Here is a 24,138-nt window from a genome sequence, read left to right on the forward strand (position 1 = left end):
AATGTGTCATTAGAGAACATGCTTACTTCAGGGTCGATGAGGTCGGTTAGTAGTCCGCCGTTTAAGTCGTTAAGCGTTTTAAGCGTGCTGCCAGTACCCGCGACGATGGTGGCGTCATCACCATCAACGGTTAGGGTTTCTAGCTTGCCGTATTCACTCCAGCGAAGTTTAACGAACCCAAGGGTGTCTTGAGCGATGCCTGACTGTAAGCCTAGCTCTATGGACCTAGGCGTGAAGGTTTTGGCTTTACCCGATGTTGTAAAAGATAGCAGGCCGGGTACGCTGGCGCTTACCGTGCCAGTGGCGTCATAATCAATTTGGCTGTGATACAAAATTGAAGCACGTAATGCGATTTCAGGAATCTCATAGGCAAAGCCTGCGATGTAACCAAATTCGGAGCCGCCATCTAATTCAACGGTTAAGTTGTCATCTTTGCCGGTGGCTGTGGTAGAAGGTGTTAAATCTTCGTTGAAGGCACCACTTACTTTTTGTATTTTTGGGCCTGCAAATACTTTAATTATCCCGTTGCTTGTGGGCATTGAGTAGCTGCATGCGACAGTAAATGACTCACTTTCATATTTGGTATCAATCGGCGCGGTTTGGATCAGCATGCTGCTTGGATCACCCGTGGGATTGCCATCTTTGTCGATAGGTTGGCCACTGGCATTGGTGGATAAGTAGGCGAGGCTGTCATCTGTGTAAGAAACCTTGGCTGCAAAAGGCTGCTCAAACTGTGCGGCACATGTGACGTTTTTTGCTACCTGGTAACGAAAGCCAACTTGTGGGCGGATGAAGTCGTCGATGATCTCACCTGAGCCTACAATTTTAGGGCTGCTATCAACACCACTGGTTTCAGATCGTTTCACTTTGTCGATGCGGGCTTTCATTGGTACGGATGTTTGGCCGTAGCTTGTCGTGATGACACTGTTGTCACCATAGATAATATCAAAGCCACGACTTGAGTTATCAAAACCACCGGCCATTGAATGACTTGCTGCTAGAGTCGCTGCAGTTAACGTGCTTATCGTTATGATTGAATGCTTCATTTATAGGCTCCTTTTATTATTGTTTGCCTAGTTGGGTAGAGCTCATTACCTAGGTTGCATTTTAGGGTTTACCCTATTGGTCTTTTGTGGGACCTAATATTAATGGCATGGTGGTTTTATGTGAGCGTTGTCTGGGATCACTATTTTTATTCTGAGGCCAAGAATACCGACACTTAATCTAATGAAAAAGGGGTGAATTAGGACACAGAACGACCAATAGTGACAAGTAATTAAGAGTAGGGTGCCATTCATAAAAAAGCCTGCAGAAGCAGGCTTTTTTATTTAAGCGATAAAGGCGTTAAATGATGCCTTTATCTTGTATTTCGGCGATAGCCCCATCAATGCTTGTTTTATCTGCATCAATTACAAGGTCTGCCGAGCTGCTGGTTTCAAATGTGCATAATGCAATTAGGCCAGCTTGTTTCATAATACGAGCGGTGTCATCAGGGTTGTTTTCACCAAGATCGTCGCGGCTAACCAGAGCAGCTGCTTTACCCAGTGCAAATAGCTTACGATCTAGCGCGCCGGCTAAGACGTGCTTATTGGTACCCGTTAAGATAATCGAAGCTGGCTTCTGATCAAAACGGTCTGCTTTTTCTTGGCTGGTTACGGCCACTAATGCTTGGTCGGTGTTGCTGTCTGCGCTGCCTACGATCATGCCAGCACCAACGGTCACATTGGTTAAGCGATCAATAACAATGAAAGCACCGGTTGCTCGGTTTTTCTTGTAAGGGTCAAATGCAACGGCTTTGTTAAGTGTGACTTCACAAAGGCCAATTTCATTGAGCTTAAGTTCTTTGCTGTCATGCTTCTCTAGGGTGTTTACATCCACACGGTGATGAACTTTAGAGAACGTACCAGTGTTGGGTGTAGAGGCAAATTTTAAATCGTATTGCTTACCGATTTTCATGGCGTCTTCACTCATCCATACGATATCGGCATTAAGCTGTTTGCTGGCTTGCGGCTTATCGGCGGTTTTAACGATCATATCGCCACGGCTGATGTCGATTTCATCTTCAAGCGTGATGGTTACCGCTTGGTCAATGAAGGCTTCTTGCATGTTACCGTCATAATTAACGATGGATTTTACTTTAGAGGTTTTGCCTGATGGCAATGCTGTAATTTCATCACCAGGGCGAACGATACCAGAAGCAACCGTGCCACAGAATCCGCGGAAGTCTAAGTTCGGACGGTTTACATATTGCACAGGGAAACGGAAGTTCTCTAGGTTTCGGTCTGCGTTAATCTCAACGCCCTCTAGGATCTCCATAAGCGTACCACCCTTATACCAAGGGCTGCGAGTCGAGCGGTTAACAACGTTATCACCGTCTAGGGCAGAAAGCGGTACAAAGTGTACGTTGCTAAGGCCAAGCTGTTCACCAAAGGCTAAGTAGTCATCTCTGATTTCATTGAATTTGTCTTCACTGAAATCCATCAGATCCATTTTATTGATGGCAACAACGATATGTTTAATACCCAATAAAGAGGCAATAAAGCTATGACGTTTTGTTTGTGTTTGCACACCGTAGCGGGCATCCACAAGAATGATCGCAAGGTCACAGGTCGAAGCGCCCGTGGCCATGTTTCGAGTGTATTGTTCATGCCCTGGTGTATCGGCAATGATGAACTTACGTTTTTCAGTTGAGAAATAACGGTAAGCTACATCGATTGTAATGCCTTGCTCACGTTCAGCCGCTAGGCCGTCTACCAGCAGTGCTAAATCAATTTTATTGCCGGTGGTGCCGTGCTTAACACTGTCGTTTTCGATGGCGGCCAATTGATCTTCAAAAATCATTTTTGAATCAAACAACAAACGACCAATTAGCGTGCTTTTACCATCATCTACGTTTCCGCAAGTCAGAAAACGCATAAGCTCTTTGTTTTCATGTTGCTTTAAGTAGGCAAGAATATCTTCTGAAATTAAATCTGATTGATGCGACATTAGAAGTAACCCTCTTGCTTTTTCTTTTCCATAGAGCCTGATGAATCGTGGTCAATCGCGCGACCTTGACGTTCACTGGTGGTGGTCAATAACATTTCTTGAATAATATCTGGCAAGCTTGTGGCTTCAGATTCAACGGCACCCGTTAACGGGTAACAGCCAAGTGTGCGGAAGCGAACCATTTTTTCTTCTGGTACTTCACCTTCTTTAAGTGGCATACGATCATCATCGACCATAATAAGTGTGCCATCACGCTCAACAACTGGGCGCTTTTTAGATAGGTAAAGTTCAGGGATTGCAATGTTTTCTAAGTAAATATATTGCCAGATATCCAGCTCGGTCCAGTTTGAAATTGGGAAAACACGAATGCTTTCACCTGGATTCACTTTGCCGTTGTAGATATTCCAAAGTTCTGGGCGCTGGCTTTTAGGGTCCCATCTGTGGTTTTTATCGCGGAAAGAAAACACGCGCTCTTTTGCTCGGGACTTCTCTTCATCACGACGAGCACCACCAAAGGCGGCATCAAATTTGTATTTGTTTAAGGCTTGTTTTAGACCTTGGGTTTTCATGATGTCGGTATGTTTACTAGAGCCATGAGTAAATGGTCCAACACCTTGATCCACGCCTTCCTGGTTGATGTGAACCAGTAATTCCATGCCGGATGTTTTCGCCATGTTGTCACGGAATTCAATCATCTCTTTAAATTTCCATGTGGTGTCCACATGTAAAAGAGGAAACGGAGGCACGCCAGGGGCGAATGCTTTACGGGCAAGGTGCAGCATAACCGCACTGTCTTTACCGACTGAATACATCATTACAGGGTTATCAAACTCTGCAGCCACCTCACGAATGATGTGTATGCTTTCAGCTTCAAGCTGTTTTAAATGGGTTAAATTGTAGTCCGACATATATAGGCTCTCTGTGATCAAGATAAATCTACAGGTATTAAATGTTGGCGCTACTATACCAGCGTAAAGGGGGTATAAGAAGAGATTGGCTTATACCAAAGCATAATAATGATATAGCCATTTAGAGGCTTTGGTATGCGTGTGAGAGCCCCGTTATTAGTCGGATAGGGCGGCTTTTTCGGCGTAATCTTTTGGTGCTTCAACTTTGTTGGCGCTGTCGGCTTGCTCTAAGGCATCTTTAAGGTCAGCCAATGGTTTTTCTGTAAATTGTGATGCGCCTTTAGCGATATGTTCGTAAAGATCTTGATAGCTTTTCGTCAAATTTTGGGTCAAGTCAGAGGTCTGCGCATAATGCTGCTGAAGAGCATCTTGCATGGAAAGCTGCTCCCCTTTTAGTTTATCTAACTCGCGTTCTAGCAAGGCCACGTGTGTACCACGGCTCAATACATAACGCTGAACGAGAATACCAATGCCTAGACCTACGGCAAAGATGAAGATGCTGGAGATTAGTTGAGCGCTCATGTGCAATCCTTTGGGTCTAATTTGATGTTAACGAGGGTTTCAGTCTATCCAGTTATGGTGACGAATCCTAGTGAGTAAACAGCAGAAAAGTTTATTTCATTGCAGTAAGCTAGTGCTTTATTTTAGTCGGGGTAAGTAATGGCAAATCAGATGATACAAGGCCCTGAAGGCTCCATAGAAGCAGTCCTGCATGAGCCCAACGATGCGGATTCATATGTGGTTGTTTGTCATCCTCACCCTTTACATGGCGGCACCATGAATAACAAAGTGGTGACCATGACGGCAAAGGCTTATGAAGAGATGGGCCACAATACAATTCGCTTTAATTACCGGGGTGTTGGGGCGAGCGATGGTGCCTATGGGGATAACCAAGGCGAAGTAGAAGATGCAATGGCTGTTGTGAAATGGCTATTAAAGCAGCGTGAGGTAGGGTCACTATATTTTGCTGGTTTTAGTTTTGGTGCTTATATTGCGGCTCAAGCCGCCGCGAATACGCAAGACTTGGGGTGTGTAAGCGTGCAGCATGTGCTGTTGATTGCGCCGTCTGTATTGAACTCGCCTTTTGAGCATGTGACGCCATTTGGTATCGATACCAGTGTAATTATGGGGGATGCCGATGAAGTTGTCCCGTTTGATGAGGTGCAAGATTGGGCTGATCAACTTTACCCGCCCGTTGAGCTAATAAGCCTAGAAGGTGCCGGACACTTTTTTCATGGGCGTTTAACAGCGCTTAAAACGCATGTGAAGGCGTTATTTTAATGGCTTAAATTCGGCACTAAGTTGCCTTTAGGTGGCGTAATCGGTACATTTGCGCCCCAAATTTAGAATTCTTCTATACTCCAATTACACGGATATAAAGTAACGGCCATGACTCCATTAGAACTGTACCGCAAAGATCTCGAACGAGATGACTTCTCTTATGACCCTGCGCAGGAAATGGCCGTAAAAAACTTGCAGCGTTTGTATGACGATTTAGTGGCCCAGTGGCAAGCGAGTCAAAACCGTTCTGCGTTTAATAAATTAGTGGCTGGCTTCAATAAAAATAAGCCTAAGCGCCCTGTACAAGGCATCTACTTTTGGGGTGGTGTTGGCCGTGGTAAAACGTATCTTGTGGATACATTTTACGATGCGTTGCCTTTTAAACGTAAAATGCGCACGCACTTTCACCGTTTTATGCAGCGAGTGCATCACGATCTCACTAAGCTGGTGGGTGAGAAAAATCCTTTAACTATTATTGCGGATCAAATCGCGGAAGAAGCCGTGGTAATTTGTTTCGATGAGTTTTTTGTGGTGGACATAGGCGATGCCATGATTCTTGGCGGCCTCATGCAAGAGTTATTTGCCCGTGGTGTTACCTTGGTGAGTACGTCGAATATTATTCCTGATGGCTTGTACGAAAACGGCTTGCAGCGTGATCGTTTTATTCCTGCCATAAAATTGCTCAATGAATTTACGGATGTCATTAATGTGGACAGTGGCGTGGATTATCGCTTACGCACATTGGAGCAAGCTGAGTTATATCATTACCCATTGGATGAAACCGCCGAAGCTAGTTTACAGAAGAAGTTTTGATAGCTTGATTCCTGATGTGGCACATATTGAACGCAATGTTAATGTGGAAGTATTAGGGCGTTTGATTCCCGCAAAAGCGATATGTGATGATATTGCTTGGTTTGAATTTGGCGCCTTGTGTGACGGCCCGCGTTCGCAAAATGATTACATCGAATTAGGTAAGCTTTTCCACGCTGTAATAATTTCTAATGTTCCGCAAATGGGTATCGCAAACGATGACCTTGGTCGTCGTTATATTAATTTGATTGATGAGTTTTACGATCGCGGCGTGAAGGTGATTATGTCAGCGGATGCGGCTATACCGGATATTTACAGTGATGGTAAATTAGACTTTCCGTTTCAGCGCACCACGTCGCGAATGCTTGAAATGCAGAGTCATGAGTACCTAGCTCGCGAACACAAAGCCTGATTCGGGCTATTACATTTAATGACACGTTGATGTTAAACGTAGGGTGGGCATTGCCCACAATTTAGCTATTATGTCGGGCAGTGCCCGACCTACATGGCTGTTATGATTAGTTACCATGGCCTATAAGGTGTTTCTGAGAATTCAATATCTGGCATTGTAAATGGGGTGCCGTAGGCATTTTCCATGAATAGGCTGAGAGCTCTACTTGTTAAGTTCTTACTGGATGTTGGGCCTATTTTTACTGATGATATATCGTTTCGTTTAATCTTTAACTCTATAAATGGTATTAAGGATGAAATACCTTCTCTAAACTTGATACTTTCATCAGCTGCATTATCTAAAATTACAACAATTCTCCATTCTTTTTCTTCAGAGAAAGATGGGTGTTTGAAATGAGATGCAAATAGTGCAAGGTGTTCAGAAAGCTCGTTTATAACATTGTTTTTTTCTTTATTACTTTCTTTATTTTTATATTTTTCCCAGTATTCATTTAGAAGTATTTTGAGTGATTTATTTTTCTCTTCTTGATCATAAACGCACTCAACAAGATGACTGTTTGCATGTTGATTTTTAATACTGATAAAAACTTTATCTATATTCATTACTAAGCAATAGCCATTGTTCTGAGGGCAGTATCCTCGCCATTGACTTAGTAAATCAATTTCTTTTGATACGGAAAATGTGTAAATTGATTCCGTTGTATATTGATCAAGAGATTCAAGCTTCTTTTTAATAGCTTCTATGTACTTGCTGTGTACAGAGAACTCAGGGCTGTCATTTGTTATTTTTGAAGTAAGGATGATTTCTTTAATCAAATCCAAAGCATGTAGGAACTCTTGTTCATCATTTAAGAACTTAATATTTGATGCACGAATGAGCTGGGTACTAATGATACCCAAAATACCTGCCTGTGATGTGTAGTGGCCGACCTTAGTCATAATTGTCTATCTGTATAGATTTTGATCGTGAGCATGAACGGTATATCTAGCATTACGACATCCCTTGAATGTTTTTGTTTATATAATGATTCTGTACGCTTTTACGATTTCAATCATCTTTTTTTAGTGCAATCAAAAATCAGCCTGTCTATGTATGAAGCAGTTTCATTGTAAAATATTCATTCAGAATTAATTGGAAATCAAGCAAGTTACGATAACAAAATGCGCCATTTATCCGCGGCATAACCAAAATCCAATTGAATATATGAGTTGATTGCTATTGATAGTTAGGCGCGAAGCTGAGGGCGGACTCCGAAAAGCAAAGTAGGATGGGTTAGCGAAGCGTAACCCATCAAATAAGATTATGCTAAAGGCCCTGATGGGTTACGATTTTCACTGCGTTCAAATCTAACGCCATCCTACTGATAATATTGAATCGAAACAGCAGGCAATAAAAAAGGCTCATATGAGCCTTTTTTGATGGTCGACGATTAACGTCTGCGACGACGTTGAGTTTGGACTCGCTGCTGTTGGTGTTGCACTTCAATTTTAATAGGCTGAAGTTTTTGCTGCGGTTCAACCAGTTGTTGAAGCATCGCCTTGAAGGCGTTAAGCCATGACGTCATTATCAAACTCCTCTATTACTTGCTTCAGTATAGTCAGTAAAAGCCAGACTCTCAAAGAAGTTATTTGATATTCGCCATAAAAAAAGCCATGCAATGCATGGCTTTTTTTATAATTCAGCTATAAGTGCCTGTTTTACATAGAACTTTTGATAACGTTCTTGAGCAATTTAGGGTTAGACGCAATTAAGTCGCCTTCTTCATATAGCGAGCCGCCGCTCAAGTCAGTAATCAAACAACCGGCTTCTTTTGCAATCAAAGCACCTGCTTGAATCACGGTGCTATCCACATCGCTCAACCAGATGGCGTCTAAATGACCTGCCGCTAGGTGGGCAAGGCTTAGGGCGTCATCACCCAAAGCACGAATCATGCGAGTTTGGCTAGCAAGATTGCTAATGCGCACACGAATACGTTGGTTGCGGTCGTTGTCAGCAATGCCTGGGAATTTAACCCCAATAATGGATTGGCTGATCTTAGTTTTGTCATTGGTACGAATACGACGACCACTCATTTCAGCGCCACGGCCACGGGTGGCGGTGAACTCTTGGCCGCTCATTGGGTTAACAATGATAGCGTGCTCGGTTTTGCCATTGACTTGGCAAGCAAGAACTAGGCTGAATAGAGGTAGGCCAGAACGGAAGTTCTCATGACCTTCTAGTGGATTGATAAGCCAAACGGTGCCATTTGGTTTATCACGCTCTTGACGACCCGTTTCGCGGCCTTGGAAGCTATCCTCTGAGAAATGTTTACGCAATTTAAAGATGATTTGCTTTTCAGTACCAATGGCACAATCGGCAATAAATTTGCTAATTTCTTGGTCTGACGATCGCTCAAAATCAAAGCGTTCAAGTGCGTGGACCAGTTCTTCTCCGGCTTCCCTTAAAACACGCAGGGCAAGATTTACCATGGGTTGCATTGGATCTAAAACACTCATTAAGTAGGGAACCGCGCATTCTAGCAAAAACTTTTCGAGACTCGTAGCAAAACTGGGTACACTAGCCATATTTTTTTCATATAAGCGAAAAAATCCCTATATTTGCTGGATTTAGCGCCCGTTTAAACAGTTGGAAGTGGTTAATGCTCGAACATGTTCGTATTGTGCTCATCAACACCAGTCATTCAGGCAACATAGGCTCAGCGGCAAGAGCCATGAAAACCATGGGATTGACCGACTTAGTGCTGGTGGATCCTATAGATTTTGACCCTGCTACGCCTACGGATGTCTCGGTTGCCATGGCCAGCGGTGCACAAGATGTACTGCAGGGTGCCCGTGTGGTGAAAACCTTTGAAGAGGCGATTGAGGATGTGGCCGTTGTGATGGGGGCCAGCGCGCGCTCGCGTCACTTACCTTGGCCTTTAATGCACCCACGTAAAGCCACGGCTAAAGCACTAGAGGTTCTGCCATCAGGGCAAAAAGTGGCGCTGGTGTTCGGTCGTGAGCGCACAGGATTAACTAATGATGAGCTGGCCATGTGCCAGATACATGTGCACATTCCCACCAACGAAGCCTACGCTAGCCTAAATGTGGCCAGCGCGGTGCAGGTGCTGGGTTATGAAATGCGCATGGGTATTTTAGCGCATCAAGGTGAGTTAGATGCACAGTATGAGGGCGACTGGGGGGTTACTTGGGACAATGAATTGGCTAATCAGGGTGAAATCAATGGCTTTATTGCACATTTAGAACAAACCTTGGTTGATATTGAGTTTTTAGACCCCACTAACCCCAAGCAGTTAATGCCAAGATTGCGTCGATTGTTTCAACGCGCCATGCCGGACAAGGTGGAGATTAATATCTTGCGTGGGATTTTAAAGATGATTGGGCGCTCTCACGACAAATAAGTGAATTTGAGGTGAGGTCTTAGGCCTTACTTTAAGTATCGAAAAGAAGTAAAAGTACAGTAAACCGTTCTCGCCAACACTAGGAGTTTTTGTGTTTAAACACATCCGAGAAGATATCGCATGCGTCTTTGATCGAGACCCAGCGGCACGCAACACATTCGAAGTGCTAACGACGTATCCGGGCTTGCATGCTCTGATGCATTACCGTTTAGCGAATTGGTGTTGGAAGCATGGTTTGCAGTACTTAGCACGCATGATTAGCTTTTTTAGTCGCTGGTTCACTGGCATCGAAATTCACCCTGGTGCCACCATCGGTCGTCGTTTCTTTATTGATCATGGCATGGGCGTGGTTATTGGAGAGACCGCTGAAATAGGCGACAACGTGACCTTGTATCACGGTGTCACATTAGGTGGCACATCGTGGAATAAAGGTAAGCGTCACCCAACATTACGTGATGGTGTGGTGGTGGGTGCGGGTGCAAAAGTACTGGGGCCTGTTGAGATTGGCGAAAATGGCCGTGTTGGTTCCAATGCGGTTGTCACCAAAGATGTGCCAGCAGGTGCAACGGCGGTGGGTATTCCTGGACGAGTCATTGTGAAAAAAGCCGATACCGAAGTTGATCGTCGTCGTCAGGCGATGGCCACCAAAATTGGTTTTGATGCTTATGGTATGACAGACGAAATGCCAGACCCGATTGCGCGTTCAATCCATAACTTGCTTGATCATATGCAGGCAGTGGATGAGAAAATTGAACGCATGAGTACGGCACTTGGCGAGCTTGGCCATAAAGAATGCACGGGTCAGTTGCCAAAACTGAAAACTGAGCTGGATGAAATCAGTGACACTAAATAATACATAAAAGAACGATACCGTATTGCACGGTATCGTTTATTTTTTTGAGTGTGCTTTTAAACTAGCCTCAATAATAAAATGTGTAATAGACTGACAAGATAATAACAATTAGAAAGCCTCTGTCATGTCTCACTCGTACGAACAATCCTCCGTTAGACAATCAAATATTCAAACCGCTTGGATTTTATCTGGGTCAGAATTATCGCCATTTCATTTGAAAGTTGCGGCGATGCTCAACGCTAAAAAAATTCCATTTCGGGATTTTCCAAGCCAGGGTCACACGTTAGAAAACCTGAGGGTTCAACTGCGCATTAAATTGCTTAAGGTTGGCATGCTTAAATTGACGTACCCTGAATTTACAGAATATGACGAGTTTCCTTTGGTGCCTTTTTTGTTCGGCTCTAATGGAGAGAATCTTTATGACTCATCAGCGATTGCAACGTGGCTAGATCAGAATACGAATACAACCAGTGTGGTTAAAGTCGGCAGTGAAAAAAAAGTACACTTTTTAATTCAATTGATCGATGAATACTTTGATGAGTTTGGCCTATACATGGTACACCATAGTCGTTGGAAAACATCGGCAATCGATAATACCGCAGGACGGCGGTTGGCCAATGAAATGCCTGCGATGTTTGCACCGTTTTGCTCTGTGATCGATGATTTTTTTAGCCGTCGTCAAATTAGACGTTTACCGTATTTATTCAGCGTTGCACCAACAGGTTTTTCTATAGGTGGTTTAAATAAAAAGAAACAGCCCCCAAGTCATGATCACTTTCCGGCAACTCATGACCTTATTGAACAAAGTTATTTAAATATATTAAATGCGTTAGAACCTATCTTTAAGCGTCGTCCTTATTTGTTTGGTCATCAATTTACCCTAGCCGATGCGAGCCTGTATGGTCAGCTTGGTATGAACTTAACTGACCCCAGCGTAGCAAGATGGATTAAAGCAACAGCCCCACATGTTTTTGCTTGGTTGAATAAAATTCATCAAGGTGACTTTTCAGAAAATAAACCTGAAAGTGCATTAATTATTGATGAAGATTTAAACCCATTATTGCAAGAAATCGTTCGAATATTTTACCCCTTGATGCAACAAAATGAAGCCGCTTATATGCAGCACAAAGACGCGGGCGAAACACAATTTAATGAAGCCGCTTTTTGGCGAAACAAATCCCTTTATCAGGGGGCGCTTGATGGCCAGCCGTTTGCCAGTGTCGCCAAAAGCTTTCAAGTGAAAACATGGCGACAAATCAAACACAGCTGGCAGCAGCTTGATTCAACAGACAAGGCCGATTTAAGCGAGCAATTCTTAGGCATTAACATGCAAGTGAATGCTAGCGAAAGCACAGTTAACGGCGCCTGATTGACACAATGCTCTTATTTGCATACCCTTCGTGCGTCGAGTGCCCGGCCTTTGTGTCGGGTTAAAAGGGAAGAACGGTTTAAGTCCGTCGCTGCCTCCGCAACTGTAAGTGTCTGATCTTAATAGATCAAAATTGCCTTTAGGCTAAGCTGTTATCCACTGGAACTGACATTCCGGGAAGGGTATTCACGCTGAATAATGACACAAGCCAGGAGACCTGCTTGATACCAACTTCAATGATATTCGGAAGGAATATAGAAGTCGTTCGGCAGGTCAGGTACCGAATACACACCAGCTTAAGTCGTCGTTTCACCTAGGTGAAAGGGTTGTGGCTTAAGTCGACTCCGATCTTTTGTTCGTCGCGCATCGCGTTTGGGGATTCCCCAGTGCACGTTGGTGCACCAAGCAAAAGGGCCCATGATAATTATGGGCTGACTTTATTTTTGATTCCGATTTGTTGTGAAACCATCAACAAGTGTCTGGCTATTGTTAGCCTAAAGGAATCAGTCATGCATATTGAGCCACACGTCGTAACGGGCGCCAAACTATTACTCAGCTATGGCACTGCCTTGACTGTTTTTGCTTATGCCGCAAAACAATCATGGGACCAGATTCAACACCAAGGCGCAGCATCATTTGTCATCAAAAGCCTGCTAACCACGTTATTGGTATTGGCATTTTTTGAAGTTCTGCCCCGCCACAGCGTGGGGGTTTCCGAAGTGCATTTCATTTTAGGCTCAACGTTATTTTTATTATTTGGTGTAGCACCGGCTGCACTGGGTTTAGCGGCTGGGTTATTGGTGCAAGGTCTGTTCTTGGCGCCATTTGATTTGCCTCAATACGGCATGAATCTCACCACCTTATTGGCCCCCTTATTTGCTATGGCGTGGGTGGCGAAAACAATTATTCCCGCCAATCTTGCCTATAAAGATCTTACTTACGCGCAAACCTTTAAATTATCAGTGATGTATCAAGGGGGCATTGTCAGCTGGGTTGCATTCTGGGCGGTATATGGTCAAGGCATTGGAGCCGAAAACCTAATGAATGTGGCGTCTTTTTGCGCAGCGTACAGCTTAGTTATATTAATTGAGCCCTTAATTGATCTTGGTTTATTAGCACTGGCAAAAACCTTACACGGTTTGCAACACATGCCTATCTTTGAACGCCGTTTGTATCGCGCGACGGTCTAGGTGTATCTGTTGTGTCTAATTCTAATATAAACATGTCGTTTCCGTTTTGTGCTGTAACGGGCCAACGTGAATTTAAACAAGCACTGATCTTGGCCGCTATTAATCCAGCCATTGGTGGGGTGTTGGTCAGTGGCCCTCGTGGCAGTGCAAAGACGACTTTGGCCCGTGCCTTGGTTGATATCTTACCGTCGCAAGGTGTGTCGCCGGTGTTTGTTAACTTACCTTTAGGGGCAAGTGACGATCGTGTTTTAGGCTCGTTTGATTTACAGCGAGTGCTGCACGATAAACAAGTCATGTTTAAACCTGGGTTATTAGCCTCTGCCCATGGTGGGATTTTATACATAGACGAAGTGAATCTGCTTAACGATGGTTTAGTGGACGTATTACTGGATGTGTCGGCCAGCGGTATTAATCGTGTTGAGCGAGATGGTTTGAGCCATGAGCATGCTGCCCAATTTTTATTATTAGGCACCATGAACCCTGATGAGGGCGAGCTACGACCTCAATTACAAGACAGGTTTGGTTTAGCGGTTGAACTGCATAATGAGATGAGTATTGAGCAACGGGTTGAAGTGGTTGAGCGCCGAGAGGGATTTGATACAGAGCCGCTCGCATTTGTGTCGCAATGGTTAACGGAACAGGAGACGCTTAAACAAAACATTGAAAGCGCACAATTGCGTTTGCCCAGTATTACGTGTTCTGCCAGTGTGCGTACCGAGATTGCCAAGCGTTGCCACGAGGCAGGCGTTGATGGTTTGCGTGCCGACATTGTGATGTATCGCGCGGCGCTTGCCCATTGTGCATGGTCTCAACGAGCAGCAATCAACCTCGACGATATTAACGCGGTAGAAGCCTTAGTGCTCAACCACCGTCGCCAACAAAACACCAACCAGCAAACTAAACCGCCGCAGCCACCACCAAGCGGGCCTGATAATCAGCCGCCTCATTTTCGAGCGCCTGATTATACACAGCCAAATTCACCTGATACTCCTGAGCCTGCTACTGAACACGCAGAATCATCGTCTGGTTCATGGGGCAGTATGTCGCCACAGTTTCAGCAAACAGAGCGTCCGGTGAATAAAAAAAACATAGCGGCACTAACACGACCAAACAATATTTCATTTAAAAAAAACAGTCCATTCAAATATTTATTTAGCAAACTCAAAGGTGAAACCGCGACAGGGCTTAAGCGCAGTGCTGGTACGTCACATAAGGTGAGCTGGTTTCATACCGTGATGGCCAGCCCATTAACTTGGCCACCTAAGCAATTACATTTTCAAAAAAAATCCGAAGGCTTGAATCGTGTGCACGTCATTCTGATTGATACGTCGGCCTCTATTTTACATGCCAATCAATTTGCACAAGCGAAAGGGTTTATTTTAGAAGTCGCTAAGCAAGCGTATTTAAAGCGAGAGCAACTTGCCATTATTGGTTTTGGTAATGATCAAATTTCGCAATTGGTGCCAAAAATACAAGCGCCAAAAAATATCGAAACAATATTAAACACATTAAGTGCAGGTGGCGGTACTCCATTTAGGCAGGCACTAGACAGCATGCAAAGCACGATTAAAAAATGGAAGAAATCACAGCCCAGTTTATGTGTGCACAACTATGTAATAACCGATGGGCGTACAACGGATTCGGTACAAGGTGTTGAGTTATTAGATAGCACATTAGTGGTTGATACCGAAAAAAGCCCTGTAAAGCGTGGCCGTTGTGAACAAATCGCCATGCACTTAAACGCCGATTATTTTAATTTGTCTTTGGCTTTTTAATATTACAACTGAGTATTTTTTATGACGCTGGTGGATGAAAAACATCAACAAAAAATGGCATCACGTAAAGCTATTATGGATGCCAAGATTGCAAAATCCACCGAAGAACGTGGCGTATTAATTTTATTGAAAGGCAATGGCAAGGGTAAAAGCAGTTCAGCCATGGGTACCATGGCACGCTCTGCTGGCCATGGTAAACGTTGTGCAGTGATTCAGTTTATAAAAGGGCGTACCGAAACGGGCGAGTCTAAATTTTTTAAAGATCACCCTTTAATTGATTGGCATGTGATGGGACATGGCTTTACTTGGGAAACTCAAAATAAAGAGCAAGACATTGCCGCTGCAAAACAAGCTTGGGCATTGGCTAAAACATTATTACAAGACGAGCGTTACGACATGCTGGTATTTGATGAAATGAGCTACATGTTTAAATACGGTTACCTAGACGTCGAGCCTGTCGTTGATGCCTTAGCGCAACGCCCAAAAATGCAAAATGTCATCATTACTGGCCGCACTATGGCAACGGCGCTGCAAGATGTTGCAGACACGATTAGCGTGATACAAGACGAACGTCATGCGTTTAGGTTAGGGGTGAAAGCACAAAAAGGGATTGAGTACTAATGAGTAACATGATGACTCAAACGCTGACATGCCCTGCGTTGTTTTTAGCCGCACCGGCTTCTGGTCAAGGTAAAACGACCGTTACGGCGGCGTTGGCTCGTTACTATAAAAATCAAGGCAAGCGTGTTTGTGTGTTTAAAACCGGCCCCGATTATTTAGACCCTCAAATATTAGAACAAGCATCAGGCCGCGCGGTTGAACAATTGGATATTTGGATGGCTGGTGAACAATATTGTCGCCAAATGTTATTTGAAGCGGCATCCAATAGTGATCTTATTTTAATCGAAGGAGTGATGGGCTTATATGATGGCACGCCATCCAGTGCTGATTTAGCGGCTTTATTTGGTATTCCTATCGTATTAGTGATGGATGTAAAAAGGCATGGCACAAACCGCGGCGGCGGTGGTGCATGGTCTTGCCAGTTATCGCTCAGATATAAACGTCATTGGGTTAATCGCCAATAAATGCGGGTCTCAACGACACGCAGAGCTCATTCAAGAAGCCTTGCCCCACGATATTAAATTATTAGCCACGTTAGCACGTGATGAGAACATTGCGTTACCAGAGCGACACTTAGGATTAGTACAAGCCAGTGAAGTACGCGCAGAGTTAGAAGAACGGTTTAACGTCGGTGCCCAAGCATTAGCCGATGGTGGCATTAGTACATTAGAAAGTGCCGGTTTTTTTCATACGTTATTACCCACCTCTTTTTCAATGCCTGTATTTGATGAAGGCGCTGATCAAATACATATTGCCCCTAGGTTAGCTGGTAAACGCATCGCAATTGCTAAAGACCAAGCATTTAGTTTTATTTATACGGCTAATATAAAAATGCTCACCAAGTTGGGTGCGCAATGTGTCTTTTTTTCACCGCTTCATGATCAACACGTTCCCGCTGCGGATGCACTTTGGTTACCTGGCGGTTATCCAGAGTTACACGCCAGTACACTGGCAAGCAATGCACCGTTGTTAAAAAGTATTCAAGATTTTTTTGAGGCCGATAAACCCATACTTGCAGAATGTGGCGGTTTTTTATATTGCCTAGAAACCTTAACGGACCTCAATGAGCATACACACAACATGCTTGCGTTATTAGAAGGCCACGGAGCCATGCGCGGCAAGCGCGGTTGTCAGGGAATGCAAACAGCAGTATTGCCAGAGGGTGATGTGCGAGGGCATGCGCATCATCGTTCGCGTTGCAGTACCGACTTAGCGCCAATTTCATATGGTAAGCGTCAGCGACATTCAGCGCCCGGTGAAAGTATTTATCGTGAACGCAATTTAACCGCCAGTTACTTACATCTGTTTTTTCCATCTAACCCGCAAGCGATCGCCGATGTGTTTTTGGGTTTAGGTACACATGCATTTCAATCGCAGGATCAGTCCTATGCTCTCTAGTTTTTCTACCATATTAATGGCCGGTTTTTCCTTAGGGCTTTTACATGCGTTTGATGCTGATCATGTTATGGCCGTATCAACGCTGAGCAGTCGTAAACCTTCGTTAAAACGAACGCTTTTATTTAGTACGCAATGGGCGCTGGGGCATGGCGGAGTATTAATGTTATGCGGTGTATTGCTATTTGGTTTAGGGCTGCAATTACCAGAAGCCTTTATACAGTTTGCCGAAAGCAGCGTAGGGGTTTTATTAATTGTGATCGGTGTGATGTGTTTGCATCAATGTCGAAAGCAAAAATTAATCTTAGTGACTCACCAGCATGGTGACGTTAAACACACTCATTGGTGTTTAGATGATGTTGAGCACACAAAAAAAAATGAACACACCCCAACATTTGTCGGCATGTTACATGGGCTTGCAGGTAGTGCGCCTGCATTAGCGGTGGTGCCTATGGTCGGGCAGGCGCAGCTGAGCACTGCCATGCTGTACTTAGCATTATTTTCACTGGGCGTATTGCTGTCTATGGCAAGCTTTGGTTTAGGGCTGGGCTCGATTCAGAAAAAATTAAAAGCACTGGATGTGCGCGTGTTTCAGGGCAGTCGCTACTTAATTGCGGTTGCGTCTATTTTACTAGGCGGTTATTGGCTGACGGCTTAATGATGAAAAAACACCATGTGGCCTGAAAGCCATGAGCCTAAAAATGGCGAACAACCTGTCAAATTAAAGACAGGGCTGACAACGGGTTGTTGCGCGACAGCATGTTGCGTGGCGGCAGTTAATGGTTTGTTTAAAAAGGTGTATGGCCCACAAGTCATCAGTGTGACATTGCCTAGGCGAAAACGAAAAACAGATGACGCCACAGCCAAGGTAGTCGAACTTTCGATTTTAGATGTATGTGAAAACAATGGCAGCGTAACGGCCTCGACAATTAAAGATGCAGGTGATGACCCTGATGTCACACACGGTGCAAAAATATGGGTGTCACTTAAAAAAATAAACAATCAGAAAAATGTATTTATGGCTGGTAAAGGCGTGGGCACAGTGACACGCGAAGGTCTTTCTTTGGCGATTGGTGAGCCTGCTATTAATCCAGTACCGCGACAAATGATGACGGAACATTTACAGCACTTATCAGAAGAGCTTGGTTATGACGGCGGTTTTCAAATTACGGTGGGCATAGAAGATGGTGAGGCATTAGCACTTAAAACCATGAACCCTCGTTTGGGTATTGTGGGCGGTTTATCGGTCTTGGGGACATCTGGCATTGTTAGGCCGTTTTCATGTGCTGCGTATATTGCGTCTATTCATCAAGGTGTGGATGTAGCCTTAGCAAATGATTTAAGTCACATCGCCGCCAGTACCGGTAACTTAAGTGAGCAGGCCATTCAGCAAAAATATAATTTAAATGAAATGGCCATGATTGAAATGGGTGATTTTATTGGCGCATTGCTAAAGCATATTAAAAGCCGATTTAAACAGGAACAAAACCGTGCCACAGAAAGTGAGCATTTGCGCTGGGTTTGGTAAGTTAACCAAATTAGCCGATGGTCATATGGATTTACACAGCAAAGCATCGTCTATTAATTTTGAGCGTTTATCTCATTGGGCGAAACAACTCGGTGGTACGGATGAATTACAGGAAAAAATACGTTTAGCTAACACCAGTATCGAAGTGCTTGCGTTATGCCAAGCTCAGAATTTGAATTTGGCTGCGTTGGTTTGCCAAGCCGCGAAGCAAAATGTACATGCTGTTATACCCGATGTAATAGAGGTCGAAATATTTGCCGTTGATCGTAAAGGTCAGTTTATTGGTAGCAGCCATGAATAAACTTAACGTGAATACATCGGGTTTTAAATTGTTGTTGTTGGGTGGCACATCTGACGGGCGAAAAATGGCTGATGCCTTATACGAAGCCGGAGTTCATGTTGTTTACAGCATTGCGGGCTTGGTGCGTATTCCTAATGTGCCGTATGAATTATTAGTAGGTGGGTTCACTCAGTTTGGTGGTTTAACACAATATTTAAAAGATCAATCCATAAATGCCATTTTAGATGTTACGCACCCTTATGCGTTCAATATGAGTACTCATGCGGTGGCCAGCGCCCAAGACATTAATATTCCGTGTTGGCGTTTGAATAGGTTGCCCTGGATAAAAACCTCAGACGATGATTGGTGTGAGTTTGATGACTGGAATACGTTATTTAATGAGTTAAAAAATAAACAGCATGTTTTTTTAACTCAAGGCCAATTAAGTGAAGCGCAAACAAAAAAGCTAGCAAGTTACACACACCAAAAGCAAGTGCTAAGAACCGCTGTAAAACCGAAAATTGATTTACCTGAATCAATCACATGGATAAAAGCCGTCGGGCCATTTGAAGAACAATGCGAAGCCGCTTTGTTAACTCAGCATAATATTGATGCATTGGTTTGCAAAAACAGTGGTGGTACTGCCACGCAAGCAAAGTTAATAGCCGCTAGAAAGATGAAAATACCAATATTTATGCTAAGTCGTCCTGTGTTGCCCAGGGCCGATTTAGAATTTACAGCACTAGATGCATGCAAAGCATACATTTTGAATGACAACCATTAGATAAATAACTTGATTTTTAAACACAAACATAAGCATAAAAATCAATATAAAACATGAGAGAAAATTATGACAAACCAGCCAACAGATAATCTTATTGTAAAAGAAGATAATCCAAACGTGGCAGCCAAACCTGCTATTTTATTTGTGGGTCACGGTTCCCGAGATGTTGATGCGGTAAAAGAATTTTATCAGCTTGCGGATCATTTTCGTCAACGCTTCCCGGACCGTTTAGTTGAAACCGGTTTTCTAGAATTTGTACGTCCGATGATTTCAGAAGGCATTGAAAAATTGATTGCCAAAGGCGTGACTCATATTTATGCCATCCCTGGCATGTTAATGGCTGGCGGCCACGCTAAGAATGATATTCCGAGTGAGTTAAACGCCATGCAAAAACAATACGGCGTCACCATAGAATACGGCTCTGAGCTCGGTGTAAACCCAAAAATGATTCAAGCCGCCAGTGCTCGTATTGAGCAGGCCGAAGTTGAAATGAAGCAGCGTCTGGGTGGTGAATATAACCGTAAAGATACGTTGTTATTAGTGGTTGGCCGTGGCGCCTCCGATGCGGATGCTAATTCCAATATTTGTAAGATCACGCGTTTTCTTGAAGAAGGCATGGGGTTTGGTTGGGCAACCACCGCTTATAGCGGCGTGACAACGCCATTAGTCCCTGACTGTTTAGAGCGCGCACATGGTTTAGGGTTTAAGCAAGTGATCGTCTTTCCTTACTTTATGTTTACAGGACGTTTAATTAAAAAAATCCATAACTGGGTAGATGATTACGCTAAGGCGCACGTTGATGTAACCGTGGTAAAAGCACCGTATTTAAATGATCATGTAAAGGTGATCGATACGTTTGTGCAAAAGCTTGAAGAAATTGAAACGGGCAACCCAAATATGAATTGTCAGTTGTGCCAGTATCGCGTTCAAATTGTAGGCGCTGAGCATAAGGTTGGCGCGGTACAAGAAAGTCATCACCACCACGTACAAGGTATTGGCACAGATGCCGATCATGATCACCATCATCATGGACATTCTCATGATCATAGCCACTCTCATTCGCACTCTCATGGCCATGATTCAAAACTTCAAGTTGAAGAAAACTAAACATGGCATACCAGTTTGAGAAAAACCCTCAAGCCATCGAGCAAGAAAGCTTTCGACAAATTCGTGAATTAACGAATTTGTCTGAGCTCTCGCGTCAGCAGCAACAAGTGGTTATGCGGATTGTTCACACATTGGGCATGCCCGAAATTGCGTCACAGGTTTTTTTTAGTGACAACGCCTGCGATGCAGGTCGTACAGCACTTGAGCATCCACAGCGTATTTTGTGTGACGTTGAAATGGTCAAACAAGGCATTACCAAGCGCATGATCAAGCATGAACCTATTTGCTATTTAAATGATCCTCGCGTGCCAGTATTGGCAAAAGCCGCAGGCGAAACGCGCACCATGGCCGCGTTAGATTTATGGCAAGACCAGCTTAAAGACAGCGTTGTTGTTATTGCCAATGCTCCAACCGCCTTGTTTAAATTATTAGAAATGATTGAAGGCGGTGCCGATAAACCCGCGCTTATTATTGGTATGCCGGTAGGGTTTGTTGGCGCGGCAGAATCTAAGCAAGCATTGTGGGACACCCATAAAAAATTGGGCATTGAATGCATTACCTTATTAGGGCGCATGGGCGGCAGTGGTGTTTCGGCGGCCACCGTAAATGCTTTGTTAAGATGCAATCAAGGCGAGTGGTATTAATATGTTACAGCCTATGATATTTCACATTATTGGTTTAGGTGTATCACAAACTGCACAACTCACACCGCAGGCGCTTAATGCATTGCAGCAAGCCGATAGCGTGTTAGGCAGTGCACGGCAAATAGCGGTAATCGAATCGCATTTAACCCAGCAAGAAACCCATCACTTTCCCAAATTTTCTGAATTACCAGCATGGTTATCATCACAGCAAATTATTGGTCATACAAACATCGTCATACTGGCATCGGGTGATCCGTTGTACTTTGGTATTGGGCGCTGGTTTTCACAGCAATACCCAAATAACCAATTACGGTTTTATCCCGCGGTTTCGAGCATACAAGCGGCTTGCCATGAACTGGGTTTATCGTTACAAGATGTGGATGTGATCAGTTTACATGGGCGACCGTTAAATTCATTACGCCGACATATAAAACAAAACCAAACGTTGTTAATGCTTACGGATCAAAACAGTTCGCCTGCTGCATTAGTTGAAGAATGCAAACAACTAGGATTTATAAGTGGGCATATTCATGTGTGTGAAAAATTGGGGTATGACGAACAAAACATTAGAACGTTTGAAATAAACGACCCACAAATATCAGCACGCTCTTTTGACCCTTTGCATGTGAGCATCATTTCAACACAAAATTGTGAGCGCTATAGTGCTGAGTTTCCGGGTATCCCCGATGCGCAATTCATTACCGATGGCGAGCATGGTAAAGGCATGATCACTAAGCGAGAAGTGCGCTTATCGATTCTTTCAATGATGCAAGCCAGCCGTGGTGATGTGATTTGGGACATAGGCGCAGGGTGTGGTTCTGTGGCTATCGAGTTAGCACTGTGGCAAACCCAGCATTTAGTTTTTGCCATTGAGCACCATAATGATCGTCTTCAATGTTTAAAATCCAATCAAGAAAAGTTTGGCGTATCGCAAAACTTACATATTGTTTCTGGTCGTGCTCCTACTGCATTAGATGATTTAAAACAGCCCAATAAAATTTTTATCGGCGGCAGCGATGGTGAATTGGCCTTATTGCTGAAGCAATGCTGGGCAACACTTCCCATTGGCGGAATCTTAATGGCCAGTGCGGTAACAGAAGATACCAAATATATTTTGATGGCGTTTTTAAGTCATCGTGATGAATGCAGCGACGCTGAATTTGAAAGTAGCCAAATCACGGTAAGCCGAGCAGGCCAACTAGCGGGGCAATTATTATATCGCCCAAATTTACCGGTTACGTTATTTAAATGGGTAAAGCATGACTGATCATAATCAACAGGGTATGTTTTGGGGCGTAGGTGTTGGGCCAGGAGACCCTGAACTCATCACGTTAAAAGCGGCGCGCATCATTAAAACCGCCGACGTGATTTGCTATTTGGTCAATGATAAAGATGAATCACAATCCCTATTTATTGCACAAACACTAGTAGATGAGCGAGATCACGCGGCGATTCATTATCCTATTTATATGCCCATGTCCCGTGATCCTAATGTGGGCAGTGCCGTATATGATGCTGCGGCCGTAAAAATTGCAGAATACATACGTTCAGGTAAACACGTGGTGTTTTTATGTGAAGGCGACCCGTTATTTTTTGGCTCATTCGCATATCTATTAGAACGCCTAGAGTCTGCATGCGTGTGCCAAGTCATACCGGGTATCACCTCGCCACAATCGGCATCGGCTGTGTTGCAAAATCCACTTACCATATTGAAAGAATCGTACGCCGTTATCAGCGGTCGCCACAATGATGACATTATTTGTCAGACGTTGTTGTTGCATGACACCGTGGTCATCATGAAGGCAGGCATGGCAAGGCCCAGATTATTGGCATTATTAAAAGAAACCAAGCGGTTTGAAGATGGCCAATATTTAGAATACATCGGTCGAGAAAACCAAAGAATTATATCGGATTTATCTTTATTGCCAGCAGACTCTACAGGCCCATATTTTTCATTATTTTTAGTGACCCAAAAAAATAGGGGGCGCGCATGATACGTATTGTTGCGCTCACAGAGGCCGGCCTAAAACTTGCCCACACGATTCATGCACTCTTAAATCAAAATAATCACGAGAACACAGCTGACGTTATTTTTAAACCGTCGCCGTTTACCCAAACGGTGCAATCGTATTTTTCACAAGGGGATCGATTAATTTTAATTTGTGCCATGGGTATTGCCGTGCGCACATTGGCCCCTGTTCTAAAAAATAAATATGAAGACCCTGCTGTGTTAGTGCTTGATGAAAAAGGACAATTTGTTGTGCCGTTAATTTCAGGTCATGAAGGCGGCAGTAATGATTGGGCGAATGATATTGCCAACGCATTAAACGGCACAGCGGTTATCACCACGGCTAAACCGTATTTAAAACCGATTTATACACTGGGTATGGGATGTGAGCGTGATTGCCCAAATGAATACTTGGTGGAGATTAGAGATGAGTGCTTGGCAAAAGCCGGTTTAATATTAAGCGATATTCATAGTGTTAATAGCATTGATATAAAAGCCGATGAAACCGGTTTGATTTGGTTAGCCGATATCATGCAACGCCCTTTTGATACTTGGCAAAAGCATGAGCTTGCAAAAGTCGAACATCAATTAAGCACAAAATCCGATTATATATTTAAAACCGTAGGGGTTTACGGCGTTGCCGAAAGTGCAGCGCTGGTTGGGGCCAGCCATGCAACTTGTGATGTGGCCGAGCTTATTTTACCCAAGCATAAAAATGCAAAAGCCACGTGTGCGATTGCAAGAAGTTATCCGCGCCTGTGAGCATTAATGGATAACAAGCCAAA

23 protein-coding genes, 2 pseudogenes and 1 riboswitch (1 of these 26 only partly in view) are annotated in these 24,138 nt (G+C 43.9%); of the genes and pseudogenes, 18 read left to right on the forward strand and 7 right to left on the reverse strand.

The window, feature by feature from the left end:
• The 4 genes from ACU6U9_RS09475 to ACU6U9_RS09490 form a co-directional block, all read right to left on the reverse strand.
• Positions 1-1,046: the 5' portion of an OmpP1/FadL family transporter gene (locus ACU6U9_RS09475; RefSeq protein WP_446734773.1), read on the reverse strand. It extends 325 nt beyond the left edge of the window; 1,046 of the gene's 1,371 nt are visible here — the first part of the coding sequence; its start codon is at positions 1,044-1,046; its stop codon lies beyond the left edge, outside the window.
• A 298-nt stretch (positions 1,047-1,344) separates the two neighbouring features.
• Positions 1,345-2,988, reverse strand: coding sequence for a sulfate adenylyltransferase subunit CysN (gene cysN / locus ACU6U9_RS09480; protein WP_446734774.1), 1,644 nt, complete (start codon positions 2,986-2,988; stop codon positions 1,345-1,347).
• A complete protein-coding gene (gene cysD, locus ACU6U9_RS09485) occupies positions 2,988-3,896 on the reverse strand; it encodes a sulfate adenylyltransferase subunit CysD (RefSeq protein WP_446734775.1) in 909 nt (302 codons plus the stop codon). The genes cysN and cysD overlap by 1 nt, the downstream gene beginning before the upstream one ends.
• 156 nt (positions 3,897-4,052) lie before the next feature.
• Positions 4,053-4,418, reverse strand: coding sequence for a YhcB family protein (locus ACU6U9_RS09490; RefSeq protein ID WP_446734776.1), 366 nt, complete (start codon positions 4,416-4,418; stop codon positions 4,053-4,055).
• A 138-nt stretch (positions 4,419-4,556) separates the two neighbouring features.
• On the opposite strand from ACU6U9_RS09490, the gene ACU6U9_RS09495 reads away from it, so the two are divergent.
• Positions 4,557-5,177 (forward strand): alpha/beta hydrolase, encoded by a 621-nt coding sequence (locus tag ACU6U9_RS09495; protein WP_446734777.1) that lies wholly within the window; start codon positions 4,557-4,559, stop codon positions 5,175-5,177.
• Positions 5,178-5,285: 108 nt separating this feature from the next.
• A pseudogene (zapE, locus tag ACU6U9_RS09500) lies at positions 5,286-6,399 on the forward strand (cell division protein ZapE).
• Positions 6,400-6,509: 110 nt separating this feature from the next.
• Here zapE and ACU6U9_RS09505 read toward each other — a convergent pair.
• The 3 genes from ACU6U9_RS09505 to ACU6U9_RS09515 all read right to left on the reverse strand — a co-directional run bounded on the left by ACU6U9_RS09505 (position 6,510) and on the right by ACU6U9_RS09515 (position 8,963).
• Positions 6,510-7,337, reverse strand: coding sequence for a DUF2971 domain-containing protein (locus ACU6U9_RS09505; protein ID WP_446734778.1), 828 nt, complete (start codon positions 7,335-7,337; stop codon positions 6,510-6,512).
• 491 nt (positions 7,338-7,828) lie between these two features.
• Entirely contained in the window at positions 7,829-7,963 is a 135-nt protein-coding gene (locus ACU6U9_RS09510) for a hypothetical protein (RefSeq protein ID WP_446734779.1), read from the reverse strand.
• Between the two features lie 133 nt (positions 7,964-8,096).
• On the reverse strand, positions 8,097-8,963 hold the full coding sequence (locus ACU6U9_RS09515) for an inositol monophosphatase family protein (protein ID WP_446734780.1): 867 nt from the start codon (positions 8,961-8,963) through the stop codon (positions 8,097-8,099).
• Between the two features lie 74 nt (positions 8,964-9,037).
• On the opposite strand from ACU6U9_RS09515, the gene ACU6U9_RS09520 reads away from it, so the two are divergent.
• From ACU6U9_RS09520 to ACU6U9_RS09595, 16 genes and pseudogenes are all read left to right on the forward strand, one after another.
• A complete protein-coding gene (locus ACU6U9_RS09520; RefSeq protein ID WP_446734781.1) occupies positions 9,038-9,799 on the forward strand; it encodes an RNA methyltransferase in 762 nt (253 codons plus the stop codon).
• Positions 9,800-9,890: 91 nt separating this feature from the next.
• The gene (cysE, locus tag ACU6U9_RS09525; RefSeq protein WP_446734782.1) at positions 9,891-10,652 is read left to right on the forward strand and encodes a serine O-acetyltransferase; all 762 of its coding nucleotides are present in this window, start codon (positions 9,891-9,893) and stop codon (positions 10,650-10,652) included.
• Between the two features lie 124 nt (positions 10,653-10,776).
• Entirely contained in the window at positions 10,777-12,021 is a 1,245-nt protein-coding gene (locus tag ACU6U9_RS09530) for a glutathione S-transferase N-terminal domain-containing protein (protein WP_446734783.1), read from the forward strand.
• A gap of 21 nt (positions 12,022-12,042) precedes the next feature.
• Positions 12,043-12,260: riboswitch (cobalamin riboswitch) on the forward strand.
• Between the two features lie 270 nt (positions 12,261-12,530).
• Positions 12,531-13,211: an energy-coupling factor ABC transporter permease gene (locus tag ACU6U9_RS09535; RefSeq protein ID WP_446734784.1), complete on the forward strand. Its 681-nt coding sequence runs from the start codon at positions 12,531-12,533 to the stop codon at positions 13,209-13,211.
• Between the two features lie 11 nt (positions 13,212-13,222).
• Positions 13,223-14,986 (forward strand): ATP-binding protein, encoded by a 1,764-nt coding sequence (locus ACU6U9_RS09540; RefSeq protein ID WP_446734785.1) that lies wholly within the window; start codon positions 13,223-13,225, stop codon positions 14,984-14,986.
• Between the two features lie 21 nt (positions 14,987-15,007).
• Positions 15,008-15,607 (forward strand): cob(I)yrinic acid a,c-diamide adenosyltransferase, encoded by a 600-nt coding sequence (cobO, locus tag ACU6U9_RS09545; protein WP_446734786.1) that lies wholly within the window; start codon positions 15,008-15,010, stop codon positions 15,605-15,607.
• 8 nt (positions 15,608-15,615) lie between these two features.
• Positions 15,616-16,071, forward strand: a complete 456-nt coding sequence (locus ACU6U9_RS09550) for a nucleotide-binding protein (protein WP_446734787.1) — start codon at positions 15,616-15,618, stop codon at positions 16,069-16,071.
• Positions 15,989-17,005 (forward strand): cobyrinate a,c-diamide synthase, encoded by a 1,017-nt coding sequence (locus tag ACU6U9_RS09555; RefSeq protein ID WP_446734788.1) that lies wholly within the window; start codon positions 15,989-15,991, stop codon positions 17,003-17,005. Before ACU6U9_RS09550 ends, ACU6U9_RS09555 begins: the two co-directional genes overlap by 83 nt.
• Entirely contained in the window at positions 16,995-17,660 is a 666-nt protein-coding gene (locus tag ACU6U9_RS09560; RefSeq protein ID WP_446734789.1) for an urease accessory protein UreH domain-containing protein, read from the forward strand. Before ACU6U9_RS09555 ends, ACU6U9_RS09560 begins: the two co-directional genes overlap by 11 nt.
• A 15-nt stretch (positions 17,661-17,675) precedes the next feature.
• A pseudogene (locus ACU6U9_RS09565) lies at positions 17,676-18,831 on the forward strand (cobalt-precorrin-5B (C(1))-methyltransferase).
• Complete coding sequence (locus ACU6U9_RS09570) at positions 18,824-19,594, forward strand: precorrin-6A/cobalt-precorrin-6A reductase (protein WP_446734790.1); 771 nt, start codon at positions 18,824-18,826, stop codon at positions 19,592-19,594. Before ACU6U9_RS09565 ends, ACU6U9_RS09570 begins: the two are co-directional and overlap by 8 nt.
• Positions 19,595-19,660: 66 nt before the next feature.
• A complete protein-coding gene (locus ACU6U9_RS09575; RefSeq protein WP_446734791.1) occupies positions 19,661-20,701 on the forward strand; it encodes a sirohydrochlorin chelatase in 1,041 nt (346 codons plus the stop codon).
• A 2-nt stretch (positions 20,702-20,703) separates the two neighbouring features.
• Positions 20,704-21,345: a precorrin-8X methylmutase gene (locus ACU6U9_RS09580; RefSeq protein ID WP_446734792.1), complete on the forward strand. Its 642-nt coding sequence runs from the start codon at positions 20,704-20,706 to the stop codon at positions 21,343-21,345.
• A 1-nt stretch (position 21,346) separates the two neighbouring features.
• Positions 21,347-22,612 carry a precorrin-6y C5,15-methyltransferase (decarboxylating) subunit CbiE gene (cbiE, locus tag ACU6U9_RS09585; protein ID WP_446734793.1) on the forward strand — a complete coding sequence of 422 codons (1,266 nt, stop codon included), beginning with the start codon at positions 21,347-21,349 and terminating at the stop codon, positions 22,610-22,612.
• Positions 22,605-23,339 (forward strand): precorrin-2 C(20)-methyltransferase, encoded by a 735-nt coding sequence (gene cobI, locus ACU6U9_RS09590; protein ID WP_446734794.1) that lies wholly within the window; start codon positions 22,605-22,607, stop codon positions 23,337-23,339. The genes cbiE and cobI overlap by 8 nt, the downstream gene beginning before the upstream one ends.
• Entirely contained in the window at positions 23,336-24,115 is a 780-nt protein-coding gene (locus ACU6U9_RS09595; RefSeq protein ID WP_446734795.1) for a cobalamin biosynthesis protein, read from the forward strand. The genes cobI and ACU6U9_RS09595 overlap by 4 nt, the downstream gene beginning before the upstream one ends.
• Positions 24,116-24,138 lie beyond the last annotated feature (23 nt).

The sequence above is a fragment of the Pseudomonas sp. HK3 genome (genome assembly GCF_052920985.1).

What these genes read in the sequence shown, in the direction of transcription:
- ACU6U9_RS09495 (WP_446734777.1), top strand. Translation starts at nt 4,557, where the DNA reads ATGGCAAATCAGATGATACAAGGCCCTGAAGGCTCCATAGAAGCAGTC.
- ACU6U9_RS09555 (WP_446734788.1), top strand. Translation starts at nt 15,989, where the DNA reads ATGGCACAAACCGCGGCGGCGGTGGTGCATGGTCTTGCCAGTTATCGC.
- ACU6U9_RS09535 (WP_446734784.1), top strand. Translation starts at nt 12,531, where the DNA reads ATGCATATTGAGCCACACGTCGTAACGGGCGCCAAACTATTACTCAGC.
- ACU6U9_RS09575 (WP_446734791.1), top strand. Translation starts at nt 19,661, where the DNA reads ATGACAAACCAGCCAACAGATAATCTTATTGTAAAAGAAGATAATCCA.
- ACU6U9_RS09580 (WP_446734792.1), top strand. Translation starts at nt 20,704, where the DNA reads ATGGCATACCAGTTTGAGAAAAACCCTCAAGCCATCGAGCAAGAAAGC.
- ACU6U9_RS09530 (WP_446734783.1), top strand. Translation starts at nt 10,777, where the DNA reads ATGTCTCACTCGTACGAACAATCCTCCGTTAGACAATCAAATATTCAA.
- cobI (WP_446734794.1), top strand. Translation starts at nt 22,605, where the DNA reads ATGACTGATCATAATCAACAGGGTATGTTTTGGGGCGTAGGTGTTGGG.
- cobO (WP_446734786.1), top strand. Translation starts at nt 15,008, where the DNA reads ATGACGCTGGTGGATGAAAAACATCAACAAAAAATGGCATCACGTAAA.
- ACU6U9_RS09520 (WP_446734781.1), top strand. Translation starts at nt 9,038, where the DNA reads ATGCTCGAACATGTTCGTATTGTGCTCATCAACACCAGTCATTCAGGC.
- ACU6U9_RS09510 (WP_446734779.1), bottom strand. Translation starts at nt 7,963, where the DNA reads ATGACGTCATGGCTTAACGCCTTCAAGGCGATGCTTCAACAACTGGTT.
- ACU6U9_RS09570 (WP_446734790.1), top strand. Translation starts at nt 18,824, where the DNA reads ATGAATAAACTTAACGTGAATACATCGGGTTTTAAATTGTTGTTGTTG.
- cbiE (WP_446734793.1), top strand. Translation starts at nt 21,347, where the DNA reads ATGTTACAGCCTATGATATTTCACATTATTGGTTTAGGTGTATCACAA.
- cysN (WP_446734774.1), bottom strand. Translation starts at nt 2,988, where the DNA reads ATGTCGCATCAATCAGATTTAATTTCAGAAGATATTCTTGCCTACTTA.
- ACU6U9_RS09550 (WP_446734787.1), top strand. Translation starts at nt 15,616, where the DNA reads ATGATGACTCAAACGCTGACATGCCCTGCGTTGTTTTTAGCCGCACCG.
- ACU6U9_RS09505 (WP_446734778.1), bottom strand. Translation starts at nt 7,337, where the DNA reads ATGACTAAGGTCGGCCACTACACATCACAGGCAGGTATTTTGGGTATC.
- ACU6U9_RS09595 (WP_446734795.1), top strand. Translation starts at nt 23,336, where the DNA reads ATGATACGTATTGTTGCGCTCACAGAGGCCGGCCTAAAACTTGCCCAC.
- ACU6U9_RS09490 (WP_446734776.1), bottom strand. Translation starts at nt 4,418, where the DNA reads ATGAGCGCTCAACTAATCTCCAGCATCTTCATCTTTGCCGTAGGTCTA.
- cysD (WP_446734775.1), bottom strand. Translation starts at nt 3,896, where the DNA reads ATGTCGGACTACAATTTAACCCATTTAAAACAGCTTGAAGCTGAAAGC.
- ACU6U9_RS09560 (WP_446734789.1), top strand. Translation starts at nt 16,995, where the DNA reads ATGCTCTCTAGTTTTTCTACCATATTAATGGCCGGTTTTTCCTTAGGG.
- ACU6U9_RS09515 (WP_446734780.1), bottom strand. Translation starts at nt 8,963, where the DNA reads ATGGCTAGTGTACCCAGTTTTGCTACGAGTCTCGAAAAGTTTTTGCTA.